Below are 17,593 nucleotides of genomic sequence, written 5' to 3'. Positions count from 1 at the left end.
AGCGGCACGCCGGGGCCGAGTGGGACCGGGACAGGGGCGGGCGCGGAACCGGCAGCGGTCACGCCGTGACCACTGCCGGTTCTGCGTCGCGCCGCACGAGCGCCGCGTACCGCCCGTCGCGGTCCAGGAGCTCCGCATGGCTGCCGCGCTCCGCGATACGGCCTCCGTCCAGCACGACGATCTCGTCCGCCTCGCGCACCGTCGAGAGCCGGTGGGCGATCGTGATGGTGGTGCGGCCGGCCGACAGGGCGTCGATCGCCTGCTGCACCGCATGTTCCGTACGGGTGTCGAGGGCGCTGGTCGCCTCGTCCAGGATCAGCACCGGCGGGTCCCGCAGGATCGTGCGCGCGATCGCCAGGCGCTGCTTCTCACCGCCCGAGAAGCGGTAGCCGCGCTCGCCGACCAGGGTGTCGTAGCCCTCGGGCAGCGACGCGATGTGGTCGTGGATCTGGGCGGCGCGGGCGGCGGCCTGGATCTCCTCGTCGGTGGCGTCGGGCTTGGCGAAGCGCAGATTGTCCGCGACGGACGCATGGAAGAGGTACGTCTCCTGGGAGACGACGCCGACGGCCCGGGAGAGGCTGTCGAAGTCCAGGTCACGCACGTCGACGCCGTCGAGCGTGACCCGGCCGCCCGTCACGTCGTACAACCGGGGCACCAGGTAGCTGAGCGTGGACTTGCCGGATCCGGTGGGCCCGACGACGGCCAGGCTGCCGCCCGCCGGGACGGTGAGGTCGATGCCGTGGAGCGTCGGCAGCCCGCCCTTCCCGTCATAGCTGAAGTGGACGTCCTCGAGGCGCACTTCGCCGTGGACGACCTCCAACCGGACCGGCTTCTCCGGCTCGGTGATGTCCACCGGCAGGTCGAGGTACTCGAAGATGCGCTGGAACAGGGCGAGCGAGGTCTGCACCTGCACTCCGGTGGAGAGCAGGCTCACGGCCGGGCGGAAGAGGCCCTGCTGGAGCGAGACGAAGGCGACGAGCGTACCGATGGAGATCGCCGGCCCGCCGCGCTGGAGAGTGAGTCCCGCCGCCCAGTACAGCAGCGCGGGCATGGCGGCCATGACCATCCCGATCGTGGACATCCGCCAGCGCCCGGCCATGCTGGAGCGGACCTCGAGGTCGACCAGCCGCTCCGACTCGTGGGCGAACGAGCGCGTGAGCGAGTCGGCACGGCCCATGGTGCGGCCCAGCAGGATGCCGCTGACCGACAGCGATTCGGTGACCGTGGCGGCCATGGCCGCCATCTGCTTCTGCCGCTGTGTCGTGATCTTCTTGCGCTCACTGCCCACCAGGCGGCTTATCCAGACGAACACCGGCAGCAGGAGCAGCGAGACGACGGTGAGCCGCCAGTCCAGCGCGAGCATCGCGGCGATCGTGGCGACGACGGCCGTGAGATTGGAGACCAGGGACGTCGCGGTGGAGGTGACGGTCGCCTGCATGCCGCCGATGTCGTTGGCGATGCGCGACTGGACCTCGCCGGTGCGGGTCCGGGTGAAGAACGCCAGCGGCATGCGCTGCAGCTGGGCATAGACACCGGTGCGCAGGTCGTGCATGACGCGCTGGCCGACGGTCGTGGAGATCAGGGTCTGCAGCACGCCGAAGACACTCGTCGTCACGGCGATGAGGATCATGCCGAGGGCGAGCAGTGAGAGCAGGCCCGTGCGGCCCTGCGGGATCGCGGTGTCGAGGATCTCGCGCAGCAGGAACGGCGAGGCGACCGAGACCAGCGACGAGGCACCGACGAGCAGCCCGACGAGGGCGAGCCGGCCTCGGTAGGGACGGAAGAGCCGGAGGATGCGCCGCACCTGCGCGGGCGGCGCCGGCCGTGCGGGATCGAGCGGACGGCTGGGAGGGGTCCAGGACGGACCGTCGTCGTGAGGACGCATGGGCTCCTTCTGAGGCAGGACGGACAGACTTCAGGATCATAGCTCATTGTTACCTATACTCACAATGAACCTTGTCCTGATATTGTTCCCGTATGACCACCCCAGTCCCCGCACCCGACGCCGACGGCCTGCTGGCCGAGCAGCTGCTGCGGCTGACGCGCCGGCTCCACCGCATCCAGAAGCTGCATCTGGAGCCGGTCGGCATCACGCCCGCGCAGTCGCGGCTGCTGCGTGTCGTCGCGCACTACGACGGGCCGCCGCGGATGGCCGACCTCGCCGACCGCCTGGAGGTCGTGCCGCGCGCCGTGACCACCCTGGTCGACGGGCTGGAGGCCGGCGGCCGGGTCCGCCGCGTGCCGGACCCGACCAACCGTCGCGTGGTGCGCGTGGAGCTCACCGAGACCGGCCGCACCACGCTCCGGGAGCTGCGCACCGCGCGCCGCGCGGCGGCGGAGGACATCCTGGCCCCCCTGACGGCGGACCAGCGCGAGGTGCTCGGCGGCCTGCTGACCGCTCTGGTCGACGGAGTCCCTGCGCCCCGGTGCCAGGCCACGCCGGCGGCCCCTCACGAGGACCGCGCGCCCAGACCGAGCAGCTGACCCGGAGATCGGCCCAGTCCGCGTGGTCGTTGCCGTTGCCGTCGTCGGTCGTGGTGGAGACGAGGCTCACGAACTGGGCTCCGCCGACGTCCACTTCGAGATGCCGGGCCGGGTCCTGACAGGAGACCTTCCCCGTGTCCGCCACCTTCTGCCGGTCCTTCCACACCTCGAAGGTGACGGTGCCGCGCTGCGCCGCCACATGGTCCTGGCATCGTCGACACCGACGTCGGCGCTGAGTGTCGTGCAGCGGCCGGCCGTCGGGCCCGTCGCCAACTACATGGACGTCAATCGCGGCGACCGCGTCGTGAGCATCAGCAGCTTCGGCACGCCGGCGCTCGGCCTCGCCGAGTACCGCGCGGCGAACATGCCGCCGGGCGACCCGAGCTGGAAGGAGACGTACATCGAGAGCGACCGCACCATCAGCATGGTGCGGACGGCCAAGGGCCGGGTGATCCGCCTGGAGCACGATGTGTCGTCCCCACACCCCTACACCCGGATCTACAGCCTCGGTGGAACCAAGGGTGTCTTCGAGGACTACCCGGCCCGCATCTACAGAGAGCCGGACCATAAGGACGACCAGTGGAAGGACTTCGGCGCTACGCCGACTGGGACCACTGGCTGCGGAAGGAGCACGCCAATCCGCCCGGCGGCCACGGCGGCATGGACTACATCATGGTGTTCCGGCTCATGCAGTGCATGCAGCTGGGCCCTCGTACCCGACTTCGACGTGTACGACGCGGCAACGTGGACGCGGTGCCGCCGAGTCATCTGTCGGTGAAGGCGGGCGGCGCCCCGCGGAAGATACCGGACTTCACCCGGGGCGAGTGGAAGAACGCACGCTCCGGAGGGGACTCGGTGAAGCCATCGGTGTGAGCGCCGCGGGGCCCGGCCACCGGGACCGGGCCCCGCACACGCCGCCTCACGCGGAACGCCTCTTCTGCCGTCAGCAGCGCCTGCGGTCCTTCGTGAGCACCCCCTGCACCGATGTCAGGCTTCGGTCGTAGCAGCCGTCGGGCGTCTGCGAACCGTGCAGCCGGTAGCGTTCCGCGGTCGTGCCGACCGCGTGGCGCTGGTCGCGCGGCACATTGGCGGTGTATGTCGCGTCCCCCGCGTACGAGTCGTCGAGCCGCGACCATGCGAGGCGCTTCCCGCCGCGCAGCACCACAGTGTCGGCCCTGTCCCCGAGCGTGAGCACGGTCCGCAGCCGGTCGCCGGCGCCGAGGGTCGTCTCGCCGTCCATCGTGTACGTGCGGTGGGTGCGGGTGGCGGTCCGGCCCGAGGTCACGGTCTCGTCGTCGGTCCAGGTGCCCTCGAGGGCGTCCGGGTTCTCGCCCTCGCCCCAGCGGTGCACGGAGGTGTGGGCGAGCGAGCGGGACACCGTGGTCGCGATGCGCCCGTGCGAGGTGTTCAGGTATCCGGCGACGGTGAGCCGGTGCCCGGCTTCCGTGTCGAGCCGGTGCTGGGGTGAACCTGGCGTGTAGGTGGAGGAGTTGGCAAGGCCGCTCTCCTCGTGGCGCGTCAGGGCACCGGTGACGACCGACCGGCCCTCGTCCTGCCAGATCAAAACGTTCGTGGGCGTGCTCCAGCCCGTCTGCCCGGCAGGCACCCCGGCGACGGACACCTCGATCCGGTGCGGCCGGCCGTCGTTGAGCAGGCCCGCGAACGGTGTGAGGTCGTACTGGACGGGCTTGATGTCGAAGGCGCGCGGGCCCGGAACCACGTACCAGAGGAAGGGGTTGGACCAGCCGCCGGTCCACACGGTCGGGAACGGCGTGGCGATTCCCGCGAGTCGGCCGTCGACCCTGATCTGCACTTCGCGGTACGGCCCTTCGCCGGCCTTGCAGGAGTACGGGGCCGCGTCGGGGACCGTGAGGTACCAGTACTCCTCGCAGCCGCCGCCCGAGCCCGTCGCATACACCTCGGCGAGGATCCGTTCGGAGTTGCGCGGGGTGGTGAGCGGGGAACCGTCCAGCGGGAGCACGCGGTCCGGGGTCGCGGTCCGCTGTGTGCGGCCGTCCGAGGTGTAGAACGTGAGCGTCACCTTGACGTCGATGATCCCCGTGTACGTGTCGTTGACGACGTTGCCGATGAGCATCTCGACCGGCTGAGCCCGGCGCAGGGTGTCGCTGTAGCGGGTGACGTCCTTCTCGACGGACCAGGTGATGCCGTCGGGCGAGGGCTGCGGGGTGGACGTTCGGAAGATCTCGACGCCGCCGACGGTGAGATGGCCGAGCCGGTCGTACTGACGGCCCTTGACGTTGCCGTCGAGCCGCAGCACCACCGCGCTCCAGCGGTCGCCGCACTCCTCCGGGGGCGTGTAACTCCCCTGGTACGGCGTGAAGTCGCGGAACTGCGCCTCGGCAAGAGTGACCGAACAGGATCTCGTGGCCGGCCTGGTCACCGGCGGCGCCGCGGTGAGCGGATCGTGCCAGTCGCTGCCGAACTCCGCGGGCGGCGTCGGCCCGGCGTCCGGTGGTGTCGCCGCCCCGGCAGGGCTCGCGCCGAGCAGGGATCCGGCCGCCAGGGCAAGTCCCGCGAACATGGACATGATCTGTTGTCGTCTCATGCGTCGGGAGTGAAGCGCGAGCGGCCGTGCGGGCGCCAGGGGGCGTGGCGGCCCGGCCGGTGATCATGGCGGGATCTGTGCCATGACGCCCGAAAATCGGTTGCTACGGACAACTGCGGAGAGCGATCCTTGCACGTCCGAGCCGACTTTTCCGAACGATCTGGGACGTCATGCAGATTCGCGATCTTCCGTTTCCCGATCCTGGTGTGCCGGACACCCGGTCGGGATTCCGGTTTCTCGTCTGGCTCGGGCTGGGGCAGCTCCGCGGCCAGTTCAAGTCTCTCGCCTGGGGCATGCTGCACTTCGTCTCCGTGATGGCCCTTCCCTACGGCGTCGGTTTCGCCGTGCAGGCCGTCGTCGAGCGCTCCGGCTCCCGGCTCGCGCTCGCGGGCGGGCTGATCGCCCTGGCGACCGTCGGCATCGCGTTCGGCGACACCATGCTGCACCGTACGGCCGTCACCAACTGGATCACCGCGGCCGCGCGCGTGCAGCAGCTGCTGGCCCGCAGGACCGCCGAGCTGGGCTCCGCGCTCACCCGACGGGTCGCGGCGGGCGAGGTCGTCGCGGTCTCCACGGGTGATGTCGAGAAGATCGGCTGGTTCGTGGAGGCGGTCTCGCGCTTCCTCGCGGCGGCGCTGACGATCGTCGTGGTCGTGGTGGCGCTGCTGTTCTACCAGCCGGCACTCGGTGTCGTGGTCGCGATCGGCGTTCCGGTGCTGGCGCTCGGCGTGCTGCCGCTGCTCCCCCGGGCGACGCGGCTCGCGGACGTCCAGCGGGAGAAGGCCGGCAAGGCCACCGAGCTGGCCTCCGACACGGTCGCGGGGCTGCGGGTGCTGCGCGGCATCGGCGGCGAGGAGCTGTTCCTCCGGCGCTACCGCCGTGCCTCGCAGGAGGTACGGCGGGCGGCCGTCCGCAGCGCACGCATGTGGTCCCTGATCACGGCGCTGCAGGTGCTGCTGCCGGGTCTGCTGCTCATCTTCGTCGTCTGGTACGGGATCGGGCTGGTCGGCGACGGACGGATCGAGGTCGGTGAACTCGTCACCGTCTACAGCGCGGTGATGCTGCTGACCTATCCGCTCAGGCACTTCGAGGAGATCGCCATGGCGTACTCCTTCTCGCGGCCTTCCGCGCGCCGCGCGGCACGGGTGCTGTCGCTGGAGCGGCCGTCCGGCGGCTCCGGGAACGCGTCCGGCGACGTGCCCGCGGGCGATCTGTACGACCCGGCCAGCGGGCTGCTCGCCCCGGCCGGGGCGCTGACCGCCGTCGTGTGCGGCGATCCGGACGAGGCGGGGCTGCTGGCGGAGCGTCTCGGCGGACATGCGCCGGACGCGGAGGGCCTGCCGTCCGTCCTGCTCGGCGGCGTCGCGCTGGACGAGCGGCCGCGCGACGTCGCACGCGGCGTGGTCCTGGTGCAGGACAAGGACCCGGTACTGCTGTCCGGGAGCCTGACCGAGTTGCTCGACGTGCCCGCGTCCGGCGCGGTGTCCGCGGCCGATGCGCTGGCCGCGGCCGAGTGCGGGGACGTGCTGGACGCGCTGGCGCAGGCCGCGCTGGACGGGGACCCGATGGGCGCGCCCATCACCGAGCGCGGCCGCTCGCTCTCGGGCGGGCAGCGGCAGCGGCTGGCCCTGGCCAGGTCGCTGGTCGCCGATCCCGACGTACTGGTGCTCGACGAGCCGACCTCGGCGGTCGACTCGCACACGGAGGCGCGGATCGCCGAGGGTGTGCGGGCGCTGCGGTCGGGGCGCACGACGGTCGTCTTCACGTCGTCGCCGCTGCTGCTCGACCGGGCCGACCGGGTGGTGCTCGTCCGCGAGGGCGAGGTCGCGGCCGTCGGCGTGCACCGCGAACTGCTGCACAAGGAGCCGCGGTACCGGGAGGTGGTGACCCGGGAGACGGAGGACACCGAGGTGCCTCTCACCAGGCATCTCAGCCCACAGCCGAACGGGCAACGCGACGAGCGGCTGACCGACGCCGGAATCGACATCGAGGAGACGGCATGATCGGCGTGGCGCCACCGGCATACGACCCGGCGGCTCCCCGGACGGCGACCACCCTGCCGGTGGGCACGCCGGCGACGGTGCGCGCGTACGTACGCGAGCTGCTGCGGCGGCACCGCCGGGCGTTCGTGCTGCTCGTCGCCGTCAACACGGTCGCGGTCGTGGCCTCGATGGCCGGGCCGTGGCTGCTCGGCTCACTCGTGGAGCGGGCGGTGGACGGGGCGCGCGCGCTCCATGTGGAGCGCACCGTCGCGCTCTTCGCCGTGGCGCTCGCGATCCAGGCCGTGTTCGTACGGCTGGTGCGGCTGCGCGGCGCGATGCTCGGCGAGCGGATGCTGGCGGACCTGCGCGAGGACTTCCTCGTACGGTCGGTCGGGCTGCCGCCCGGCGTGCTGGAGCGGGCCGGTACCGGCGATCTGCTCTCCCGGATCACGACGGACATCGACCGGCTGGCGAACGCGATGCGCGAGGCCGTGCCGCAGCTGACGATCGGTGTCCTCTGGATCGTGCTGTTGCTCGGCGGGCTGACCGTGACAGCGCCGCCGCTCGCACCGGCCGTGCTGCTGGCGGTCCCGGTGCTGGTGATCGGCTGCCGCTGGTACTTCAAGCGGGCGCCGTCCGCGTACCGTTCGGAGGCCTCGGGGTACGCCGCGGTGGCCGCGGTCCTCGCCGAGACCGTCGACGCGGGGCGGACGGTGGAGGCGCACCGGCTCGGGGCGCGCCGGGTGGCGCTGTCGGACCGCCGGATCAAGGAGTGGACCGCGTGGGAGCGGTACACACTGTGGCTGCGGTCCGTGCTGTTCCCGGTCATCAACGTCACACACGCGACCGTGCTGGGGTCGGTACTGATGATCGGCGGCGTCTTCGTGCTGCAGGGCTGGATCGGGATCGGGCAGCTGACCACGGGGGCACTGATCGCGCAGATGATGGTCGATCCGGTGAACCTGATCCTGCGCTGGTACGACGAGCTCCAGGTGGCCCAGGTCTCGCTGGCGCGGCTCGTCGGCGTACGGGAGATCGAGCCGGACGCGGGTGACGTCGAGGTGCGGCCCGAGGGGCGCGCGGTGCGGGCGGACGAGGTGCACTTCGGATACCGAGAGGGCGTCGATGTGCTGCACCGGGTGTCGATGGACGTCGCACCCGGCACACGGCTGGCGCTCGTCGGCCCGTCGGGCGCCGGCAAGTCCACGCTGGGCCGGCTGCTGGCGGGGATCTACGCGCCGCGGACGGGCCGGGTCACGCTCGGTGCGGCCGAGCTGTCGCGGATGCCGGCGGAGCGCGTGCGCGAGCATGTGGCGCTGGTCAACCAGGAGCACCATGTCTTCGTGGGCTCCCTGCGCGACAATCTGCTGCTCGCGCGGGCGGACGCGGAGGACGCGGAGCTGTGGGCCGCCCTGGGTGCGGTGGACGCGGACGGGTGGGCGCAGGCACTGGCCGACGGCCTCGACACCGAGGTGGGCTCCGGCGGCCTCTTCCTGACCCCGGCCCAGGCCCAGCAGATCGCCCTGGCCCGCCTGGTCCTCGCCGACCCGCACACCCTGGTCCTGGACGAGGCGACGTCCCTCCTCGACCCGCGCGCGGCCCGCCACCTGGAGCGCTCGCTCGCCCGCGTCCTCGACGGCCGCACGGTCGTGGCGATCGCGCACCGGCTGCACACGGCGCACGACGCGGACGTGATCGCGGTCGTCGAGAACGGCCGCATCAGCGAACTGGGCAGCCACGGCGAACTGGTGGCGGCGGACGGGGCGTACGCGGCGCTGTGGCGGTCGTGGCACGGGTGAGCATGCGAAAAGCAGGACTGCTGTCGTCGGCGGTGCCCGCGTCGCCGCATGCGCTCCGAACGCCCCGAGAACCGTGCGGTGAGCCCGGGCCGTCCTCAAGCGCCGGACGGGCCGGGAATGCGCGCCGCACAGGTGGGGTGGCCCTCGTGGCCGCCGGACGGGCCGGGCGGTGCCCCCGCGTAGGGAAGCCGCGCATGTGTGCCGGGCCGGCGGTCGCCGGGGCCGGGGGTCCCACCGGCCCGCCCCGGACCTCAGATGACGTTCAGCGCTGCCGCGCCGCCCACCCCGCCCAGCAGCATGAAGACCGGCATCAGGACCTTCAGCTCCACCCAGCTGCCCGCCCGGAAGCGCATGCCCTTGGGCGGGCCCACCGGGTACCAGCGCTTGCTGCCGATGGGTATGGGCCAGAGGATCGGGCAGCCGGAGACCGTGAGTGCGTCGCCGATGTCGTGGACGAGGGCGCCCAGCACGATGGGGAGGCCGAGCCAGAGGTACTCCTGGCCGGGGCCGGTGAAGAGCCAGTCCGCGCCGCTGCCCGGTTTGTCCAGGACGCCTGCCAGGATCCACGCGCTGGTCGCACCGAGCAGCCAGACCAGCACGTCGCTGGAGACCCGCGCGGCGCGCCACAGCAGGCCCTCGACCGCGAGGACGAGGTGAATGAAGAGGATCGCGAGGACCGCCCAGCGTCCCCCGGTCACGGCCAGCGCGGACGTGCCGGCGCCGATCAGCACCGCCCACAGCCAGGTGTGCGTGAGCGTGCGGTGGCCGCCGGTCCTGCGGGGGTCGCCCTGCTTCTTCGTCGCCTTGTAGACCGCGTACGACAGCTTGTCGACCACCTCGCACACGCCTCGCGAGATGGGCCCGAAGGCCCGGGAGATGGTCGCCGCCTTGTGGTCGAGGTCGGGCGCGAGTGCCGCGCCCGCGCAGATCAGTGCGCCGACGACGAGTACGGGCCACGGCATCGGATGGCCCGCCGCGGCCGCCGCGGCCCCCACCCCCAGCCAGGCTGCGGCCCCGGACAGGGAGTGCGCCGGTCCCATCATGCTGTTCCCGCCCCATTTGTCGTGTGGTTGTGCTCAGTTGACGGGACAGGTTATCGGTAGCGATCTTCCTCTCGGTGGCCGGTTCCCTCATCCGGGCCGAAGCCAGGCAAGATGGGGGCGTGACCCTTATCGATCAGCTGCCGCCGGACGCCGACCCCGATGCCCTCTTCGAAGCCTTCTCGTCATGGGCCGAGGACCGGGGCATCACGCTCTACCCGGCCCAGGAGGAGGCGCTGATCGAGGTGGTCTCCGGGGCGAACGTGATCCTTTCCACCCCCACCGGTTCGGGCAAGAGCCTGGTCGCGGCAGGTGCGCATTTCGCGGCGCTGGCCCGGGACGAGGTCACCTTCTACACGGCGCCGATCAAGGCCCTGGTGTCGGAGAAGTTCTTCGACCTCTGCAAGCTCTTCGGCACCGAGAACGTCGGCATGCTGACCGGCGACGCCTCCGTGAACGCCGACGCGCCCGTCATCTGCTGCACCGCCGAGGTCCTGGCGTCCATCGCGCTGCGCGACGGCAAGGACGCCGACATCGGCCAGGTCGTGATGGACGAGTTCCACTTCTACGCGGAGCCGGACCGCGGCTGGGCCTGGCAGATCCCCCTCCTCGAGCTCCCCCAGGCACAGTTCGTGCTGATGTCGGCGACGCTCGGCGACGTCTCGATGTTCGAGAAGGACCTGACCCGCCGCACCGGCCGCGACACCGCCGTCGTGCGCTCCGCGACCCGCCCGGTCCCGCTCTCGTACGAGTACGTGACGACGCCGATCACCGAGACACTGACCGAGCTGCTGGAGACCAAGCAGGCGCCCGTCTACATCGTGCACTTCACGCAGGCCCAGGCGGTCGAGCGGGCGCAGTCGCTGATGAGCATCAACATGTGCACGCGCGAGGAGAAGGACCAGATCGCCGAGCTGATCGGCAACTTCCGCTTCACCACCAAGTTCGGGCGCAATCTCTCCCGCTACGTGCGCCACGGCATCGGCGTCCACCACGCCGGCATGCTGCCCAAGTACCGCCGCCTCGTCGAGAAGCTCGCCCAGGCCGGTCTGCTGAAGGTCATCTGCGGTACGGACACGCTCGGCGTCGGCGTCAACGTCCCCATCCGCACGGTGCTGTTCACCGCACTCACCAAGTACGACGGCAGCCGTGTCCGCACGCTCCGCTCCCGCGAGTTCCACCAGATCGCGGGCCGCGCCGGGCGGGCGGGCTTCGACACCGCCGGATTCGTCGTCGCGCAGGCGCCCGAGCACGTCATCGAGAACGAGAAGGCGCTCGCCAAGGCGGGCGACGACCCGAAGAAGAAGCGGAAGGTGGTCCGCAAGAAGGCCCCCGAGGGCTTCGTCGCGTGGTCCCAGAACTCCTTCGAGAAGCTCATCGCCTCCGATCCCGAGCCGCTGACCTCCCGCTTCAAGGTCACCCACGCCATGCTGCTGTCGGTGATCGCCCGCCCGGGCAATGCCTTCGACGCCATGCGCAAGCTGCTCGAGGACAACCACGAGCCGCGCAAGCAGCAGCTCAGGCACATCCGCCGGGCGATCGCGATCTATCGCTCGCTCCTCGACGGCGGCATCGTGGAGCGCCTCGAAACCCCCGACGCCCAGGGCCGAGTCGTCCGGCTCACCGTCGACTTCCAGCAGGACTTCGCGCTGAACCAGGCGCTGTCCACCTTCGCGCTCGCGGCCTTCGACCTGCTGGACCCCGAGTCGCCGTCGTACGCCCTCGACATGGTCTCGGTCGTCGAGTCGACGCTCGACGACCCGCGCCAGATCCTCGCCGCCCAGCAGAACAAGGCGCGCGGCGAGGCGGTCGGCGCGATGAAGGCGGACGGGGTCGAGTACGAGGAGCGGATGGAGCGGCTGCAGGACATCTCGTACCCGAAGCCGCTGGAGGAGCTCCTGTGGCACGCGTACAACCTCTACCGGAAGTCGCACCCGTGGGTCGGCGACCATCCGGTCTCGCCGAAGTCCGTCATCCGGGACATGTACGAACGGGCGCTGTCCTTCACCGAGTTCACGTCCTTCTACGAGCTGGCCCGCACCGAGGGCATCGTGCTGCGCTATCTCGCGAGCGCGTACAAGGCGCTCGACCACACCATCCCGGACGATCTGAAGACCGAGGACCTTCAGGACCTGATCGCCTGGCTCGGCGAGATGGTCCGCCAGGTCGACTCCAGCCTGCTGGACGAGTGGGAGCAGCTGGCGAACCCCGAGGTGGAGACCGCGGAGGAGGCCCAGGAGAAGGCCGACCAGGTCAAGCCGGTCACGGCGAACGCCCGCGCCTTCCGGGTGCTCGTGCGCAACGCGATGTTCCGCCGCGTGGAGTTGGCCGCGCTCGACCAGGTCGCCGCGCTGGGCGAGCTCGACGGCGAGTCCGGCTGGGACGAGGAGGCGTGGGGCGAGGCGATGGACGCGTACTGGGACGAGTACGACGACCTCGGCACCGGGCCGGACGCGCGCGGGCCGAAGCTGCTGTCCATCGAGGAGGACCCCGAGCACGGCCTGTGGCGGGTGCGGCAGACCTTCGCCGATCCCAACGGCGATCATGACTGGGGCATCGGCGCCGAGGTCGATCTGGCGGCCTCCGACGAGGAAGGGCGGGCCGTGGTCCGCGTCACCTCCGTGGGCCAGCTCTGAGGGCCCTTCCGTGAGACTGGAGAACACCGCATGACCAATCCCGCCGAGCGGCTCGTCGACCTGCTCGACCTGGAGCAGATCGAGGTCAACATATTCCGGGGGCTCAGCCCCAACGAGTCCCTGCAGCGGGTCTTCGGCGGTCAGGTCGCCGGGCAGGCCCTGGTGGCGGCGGGCAGGACGACGGACGGCGCCCGGCCGGTCCACTCCCTGCACGCGTACTTCCTGCGGCCCGGCATTCCGGGTGTGCCGATCGTCTACCAGGTGGAGCGGGTCAGGGACGGCCGGTCGTTCACCACCCGCCGGGTCACCGCCGTGCAGCAGGGCCGCACGATCTTCAATCTGACGGCCTCCTTCCACCAGCCCGAGGAGGCCGGCTTCGAGCATCAGCTGCCGCCCCGCCTCGACTTCCCGGCCCCGGAGACGTTGCCGAGTGTCACCGACGAGATCCGCGAGCACCTGGGCGCGCTGCCGGAGGCGCTGGAGCGGATGGCCCGGCGCCAGCCGTTCGACATCCGCTACGTCGACGGGTTGCGCTGGACCGACGAGGAGGTCAACGAGGCCGACCCGCGCAGCGCGGTGTGGATGCGCGCGGTCGGCCCGCTCGGCGACGACCCGCTCGTGCACACGTGCGCGCTGACGTACGCCTCCGACATGACCCTGCTCGACGCGGTCCGTATCCCGGTCGAGCCGCTGTGGGGGCCGCGCGGCTTCGACATGGCCTCACTGGACCACGCGATGTGGTTCCACCGGCCGTTCCGCGCCGACGAGTGGTTCCTGTACGACCAGGAGTCGCCCATCGCGACGGGCGGCCGAGGGCTGGCGCGCGGGAGGATCTACGACCGTGAGGGGCGGCTGCTGGTGTCGGTCGTGCAGGAGGGGCTGTTCCGGCCCGTGTAGCGGAGCGTGCGAGAGTGAGCGGCGAAGGACCGTTACCGAGGAGAAGCTGATGACTCTGCGCGACATCCCGCTGCGCACCCTGACCGGCGAGCCCACGTCTCTCGCCGACTACGCGGACAAGACCGTGCTGCTGGTCAATGTGGCGTCCAAGTGCGGCCTGACCCCGCAGTACGCCGGTCTCGAACGGCTGCAGAAGCAGTACGGGGACCGCGGATTCACCGTGCTCGGCGTGCCGTGCAACCAGTTCGCCGGGCAGGAGCCCGGCAGCGCCGAGGAGATCCGGACGTTCTGCTCGACGACGTACGGTGTCTCGTTCCCGCTGCTGGAGAAGACGGATGTGAACGGCGCGGACCGGCACGCGCTGTATGCCGAGCTGACGAAGGTCACGGACGCGGAGGGCGAGGCCGGCGACGTCCAGTGGAACTTCGAGAAGTTCCTCATCTCGCCGCAGGGCGAGGTCACCCGGTTCCGTCCGCGCACGGAGCCGGAGGCGCCGGAGGTCGTGGGCGCGATCGAGGCCCTGCTGGGCGCCTGACGACGGAGGAAGGGGCGGCGTACGGCTTGCGTACGCCGCCCCCGCACAGCCGGTGTCAGCAGTCGGCCGGCGTGCCGGCGGGGGAGGCCGGGGCCGGGGAGCGGGTGCGGGCCAGAAGCAGGGTGACGTCGTCGTGCGACGTCGTGGCCGGCAGGGTGTCGATCACCGCGGAGCAGAGGTCTTCCAGAGGGAGGCCGGGTTGCGCGAGTGCGGCGCTCACACGGTCCATCCCGACGTCGATGTCGTCGTGGCGGTCCTCGACAAGGCCGTCGGTGTAGAGGGCGATGACGCTTCCCTCGGGCAGTTCCACCGTTCCGGTCTCGTACGGGAGCAGCCCGATGCCGAGCGGGGGGCCGGCGGGGAGGTCGGGGAGGGTGACGCTGCCGTCCGGATGGACGATCGTGGGCGGAAGGTGTCCGGCCCGCGCCATGGTGCAGAGCCGGGTGGCCGGGTCGTAGACGGCGTACAGGCAGGTGGCGCTCATGATGCGGGCGGGGGTGTCGGGGCTGTCGCACTCCTCCTCGGCGAGGCGGACGACCGTCCGGTCGAGACTGGTGAGCAGTTCGTCCGGGGGCAGGTCGAGGTCGGCGAGTGTGCGTACGGCCGTCCGGAGCCGGCCCATGGTGGCGGCGGCGCCGATGCCGTGCCCGACCACATCGCCGACGACCAGGGCCACGCGGCCGCGGGGCAGGGGGATGACGTCGAACCAGTCGCCGCCGACGCCGTCCTCGACCTCCGCCGGCAGATAGCGGCAGGCCACCTCCACTGCGGGCCCGCCGTTCACCCTTTGCGGGAGCAGGCTGCGTTGCAGGGCGAGGGCGGTGGCGCGCTCGCGGGTGTACCGCCTGGCGTTGTCCAGGCTCAGCGCGGCTCTGGAGACCAGATCCTCGGCGAGCAGCAGGTCGTCCTCGTCGAACGGTGCCGGGTTGTCCGTGCGCACGAACACCGCCACGCCCAGAAGCACGCCGCGGGCGCGGACCGGCACGACCATCAGGGAGTGCATCCCGAACTCGTGGATCTTCTCGGCCCGTGCCGGATCCTCATCGAGCCACGAGGTGTCCAGGACCGGCTCGAGGACGGAGCGGCCGGAGGACAGGACCTGGGTGAAGGGTGAGGTCGGGGGGACGTACACCACTTCGCCGCCGTGCCAGAGGGATTCCGGCGCACCGGTGTGAATGGATGCCATGCCTGCCCGCCGGAACGCGGGGATGCGCCCGCCGTTCGGCCCGATCCGGGCCAGGGGCTCCTCACCGAGCCGTACCGAATCCGCCAGGTCCACGGTGACGTAGTCGGCGAGGAACGGGACGGCGAAGTCGGCCAGTTCCTGCCCGGTGCGCATGACGTCCAGCGTGGTGCCGATACGGGCGCCCGCCTCGTTGAGAAGGGCCAGGCGGTCCCCGGCCCACCGCCTGCCGGTGATCTGCACGACCACCAGGGCCACGCCCAGCGCCCGGCCGTCTCCGTCGTCCAGGGGGACGAAGGAGGCGGAGAGCGCACGGTTGCGGTGTGCGCCGTGCACGGCCGGCACACGGTACTCGCGGCCGACGACAGCGGTGCCGGTCGCCAGCACCTGCCGCATCACCCTCTCCAGCGCGCCGGCGTCACCGGGCAGCGCCGCGCCCGGCCGCCGCCCGAGCCGCTGATGCCCGGGGATTCCGTCGTAGTGCTCCAGAGTGTCGTTGACCCAGGTGCACCGCAGGTCGGCGTCCCAGACCGCGAGGCCGAGCGCCGAGCGGGTGAGGAGGGATCCCAGCGCCGCTCCGGTCACGCCCACCGCGGACTGCAGGATGCCGGCCAGGTCTTTCGGTACGGGTATCGGCACTCGTGCTGCCATGACTGCCTCGGTTCTCCGACTCTGCCGCCGGGGGTTGCCATCTTCCAGTGTTTCAGCCCCGGGGGCCGTTCAACCGTGGGAGTTGCGGTGGCGCGGGCCATGGCAACCGACGACCCCGCGCTTCCCGCCTCCGGGAACAGCGCAGGTGCGCGCCGCCGGCAGTCCCGCCACCACGAGCGACAGCGTCGTGGCTTTCCGTCATCGCTTGCATGGCCACGGTCACCTCTCCGTGCGGCGCGTGGAGCCCGCTCCGGTGACACGCCGGGCGGCGGCACGTGGGCGAATCAGTCGGTGGACGCGCTGGGGCATGTCCGGAGGCAGTGTTCGAGGCGTCGTAGGAATCCGTCGAAGGACTCGTCTTCGGGCCAGGTCTGATAGGCGGTGTGGGTGGCGGCCACGGCGAGGTTCAGGCGCAAGGTCGCGGTCAACTCGTCGGACCCGCTGGTGCGGTCCGCCACCCAGTTCCGCAGATCGGTGAAGAACTGCTCGCCGAAGCTCTGGCCTGACTGGGCGAGGGCGGGCGACTGCGCCTTGAGTCGGCGCTGCAGCGGCATGCGCTCGCGCAGGCTCTCGCAGAACCCCGTCAGGATGGCGGCCAGCGAATCCCAGAGCGGCTCGTCGGCGGGGCGGTTGTTCATCAGGGCCTGCCAATGGCGCCGCTCCTCGGGGTCCTGGTCGAAGACGACGGCCTCCTTGCTGGCGAAGTAGTTGAAGAAGGTGGCGCGCGAGACGTTCGCCGCGGCCGCGATCTGCTCGACGGTCGTGGTCTCGAAGCCTGCCTCGTCGAAGAGCCGCAGGGCGGCGGAGCGGATGGCGCGCCAGGTCGCCAGCTTCTTGCGCTCTCGCAGATTCATGGTTCCTGCCATGGCGGCATTGTACGTCTCGATTTATAGACGAGTGCATATTTGGACGAGTCTAAGTTTGTGGGTTACGGTGAAGCCGGCCCCGGGAGGTCAGTTCCGGTAGGCCGACCCCGAAGGAGAAGTCATGAGCAAGGTCTGGTTCATCACCGGTACGTCCCGCGGCCTGGGGCGCGCCTTCGCACAGTCCGCGCTGGAGCGTGGGGACAGGGTCGCCGCGACCGCCAGGAACGTGGCCGCACTGGACGATCTGGTCACCAAGTACGGCGACGACGCGGTCCTGCCGCTGGCGCTGGACGTCACCGACAAGGCGGCCGCCTCCGCCGCGGTGGCCGCCGCGCACGACAAGTTCGGTCGCCTCGACGTCGTGGTCAACAACGCCGGCTACGGACTGTTCGGCATGATCGAGGAGATCACCGAGCAGCAACTGCGCGACCAGATGGAGACGAACCTCTTCGGCGCGTTCTGGGTCACCCAGGCCGTGCTGCCGATCCTGCGCGCGCAGCGGAGCGGCCACATCGTGCAGGTGTCGTCCGTCGGCGGCATCGCCGCGTTCCCGTCTCTGGGCGCGTACCACGCGTCCAAGTGGGCGCTCGAGGGCTTCAGCGAGTCTCTTGCCCAGGAAGTCGCAGGCCACGGGATCAAGGTCACCCTTGTCGAGCCGGGTGGCTTCACCACGGACTGGGCCGGCTCCTCCGCCTCGCACGCCCAGCCGAACCCCGCCTACGACCAGGTCCGCGAGGCCATCGCGGCCCGCTTCGGCGACGCCCGGTACGCCGCCACCGCCGACGCGGGCGCCGCCCTGCTGCAGATCGTCGATGCTGAGAACCCGCCGCTGCGGGTGCTGTTCGGTACGGAACCCATCGAGATCATCGAGCCCGTCTATGCCCAGCGCCTTCAGACCTGGGCCGACTGGGAGCACGTCTCCCGGATCGCGCAGGGCTGACCCGGGAGAGGCCC

At 71.1% G+C, this 17,593-nt stretch carries 12 protein-coding genes and 2 pseudogenes; 8 read left to right on the top strand and 6 right to left on the bottom strand.

The annotated features are described in order from the left end of the window. Positions 1–58: 58 nt before the first annotated feature. Positions 59–1,885, bottom strand: a complete 1,827-nt coding sequence (locus ACWCP0_RS16345; RefSeq protein ID WP_451079467.1) for an ABC transporter ATP-binding protein — start codon at positions 1,883–1,885, stop codon at positions 59–61. Positions 1,886–1,977: 92 nt separating this feature from the next. Here ACWCP0_RS16345 and ACWCP0_RS16340 point away from each other — a divergent pair, with 92 nt between their 5' ends. Then, entirely contained in the window at positions 1,978–2,484 is a 507-nt protein-coding gene (locus ACWCP0_RS16340; RefSeq protein WP_451079466.1) for a MarR family winged helix-turn-helix transcriptional regulator, read from the top strand. A 10-nt stretch (positions 2,485–2,494) separates the two neighbouring features. Here ACWCP0_RS16340 and ACWCP0_RS16335 read toward each other — a convergent pair. After that, positions 2,495–2,683, bottom strand: a pseudogene (locus ACWCP0_RS16335) (NPCBM/NEW2 domain-containing protein); the annotation flags it as partial. Positions 2,684–2,743: 60 nt separating this feature from the next. Between ACWCP0_RS16335 and ACWCP0_RS16330 the strand changes: the two are divergent. Continuing rightward, positions 2,744–3,357 (top strand): annotated as a pseudogene (locus ACWCP0_RS16330) (gfo/Idh/MocA family oxidoreductase); the annotation flags it as partial. 70 nt (positions 3,358–3,427) lie between these two features. On the opposite strand, the gene ACWCP0_RS16325 reads toward ACWCP0_RS16330, so the two are convergent. Further along, positions 3,428–5,050, bottom strand: coding sequence for a peptide-N4-asparagine amidase (locus ACWCP0_RS16325; protein WP_451079465.1), 1,623 nt, complete (start codon positions 5,048–5,050; stop codon positions 3,428–3,430). A 170-nt stretch (positions 5,051–5,220) separates the two neighbouring features. On the opposite strand from ACWCP0_RS16325, the gene ACWCP0_RS16320 reads away from it, so the two are divergent. Beyond that, positions 5,221–7,053: an ABC transporter transmembrane domain-containing protein gene (locus ACWCP0_RS16320; protein WP_451079464.1), complete on the top strand. Its 1,833-nt coding sequence runs from the start codon at positions 5,221–5,223 to the stop codon at positions 7,051–7,053. Continuing rightward, positions 7,050–8,831, top strand: coding sequence for an ABC transporter ATP-binding protein (locus ACWCP0_RS16315; protein WP_451079463.1), 1,782 nt, complete (start codon positions 7,050–7,052; stop codon positions 8,829–8,831). Before ACWCP0_RS16320 ends, ACWCP0_RS16315 begins: the two co-directional genes overlap by 4 nt. A gap of 251 nt (positions 8,832–9,082) precedes the next feature. Here ACWCP0_RS16315 and ACWCP0_RS16310 read toward each other — a convergent pair whose 3' ends face one another. Further along, entirely contained in the window at positions 9,083–9,874 is a 792-nt protein-coding gene (locus ACWCP0_RS16310) for a metal-dependent hydrolase (RefSeq protein ID WP_451079462.1), read from the bottom strand. Positions 9,875–9,993: 119 nt separating this feature from the next. Between ACWCP0_RS16310 and ACWCP0_RS16305 the strand changes: the two genes are divergently transcribed. From ACWCP0_RS16305 to ACWCP0_RS16295, 3 genes are read left to right on the top strand one after another with little or no spacing between them, the layout of a single operon-like run. Beyond that, the gene (locus tag ACWCP0_RS16305; RefSeq protein ID WP_451079461.1) at positions 9,994–12,507 is read left to right on the top strand and encodes a DEAD/DEAH box helicase; all 2,514 of its coding nucleotides are present in this window, start codon (positions 9,994–9,996) and stop codon (positions 12,505–12,507) included. Positions 12,508–12,537: 30 nt separating this feature from the next. Then, positions 12,538–13,404: an acyl-CoA thioesterase gene (locus ACWCP0_RS16300; protein ID WP_451079460.1), complete on the top strand. Its 867-nt coding sequence runs from the start codon at positions 12,538–12,540 to the stop codon at positions 13,402–13,404. Positions 13,405–13,453: 49 nt separating this feature from the next. Beyond that, complete coding sequence (locus ACWCP0_RS16295; protein WP_451079459.1) at positions 13,454–13,939, top strand: glutathione peroxidase; 486 nt, start codon at positions 13,454–13,456, stop codon at positions 13,937–13,939. Between the two features lie 55 nt (positions 13,940–13,994). Here the strand turns inward: ACWCP0_RS16295 and ACWCP0_RS16290 are convergent, their stop codons facing one another. Both ACWCP0_RS16290 and ACWCP0_RS16285 read right to left on the bottom strand, forming a co-directional pair. Next, positions 13,995–15,773, bottom strand: a complete 1,779-nt coding sequence (locus ACWCP0_RS16290; protein WP_451079458.1) for a SpoIIE family protein phosphatase — start codon at positions 15,771–15,773, stop codon at positions 13,995–13,997. 284 nt (positions 15,774–16,057) lie between these two features. Further along, positions 16,058–16,639, bottom strand: coding sequence for a TetR/AcrR family transcriptional regulator (locus ACWCP0_RS16285; protein WP_451079457.1), 582 nt, complete (start codon positions 16,637–16,639; stop codon positions 16,058–16,060). Between the two features lie 121 nt (positions 16,640–16,760). Here ACWCP0_RS16285 and ACWCP0_RS16280 point away from each other — a divergent pair, with 121 nt between their 5' ends. Then, the gene (locus tag ACWCP0_RS16280; RefSeq protein WP_451079456.1) at positions 16,761–17,579 is read left to right on the top strand and encodes an SDR family oxidoreductase; all 819 of its coding nucleotides are present in this window, start codon (positions 16,761–16,763) and stop codon (positions 17,577–17,579) included. Positions 17,580–17,593 lie beyond the last annotated feature (14 nt).

This window comes from Streptomyces sp. NPDC001970 (genome assembly GCF_053594115.1).
This window is presented reverse-complemented; position numbering and strand designations above follow the sequence as displayed.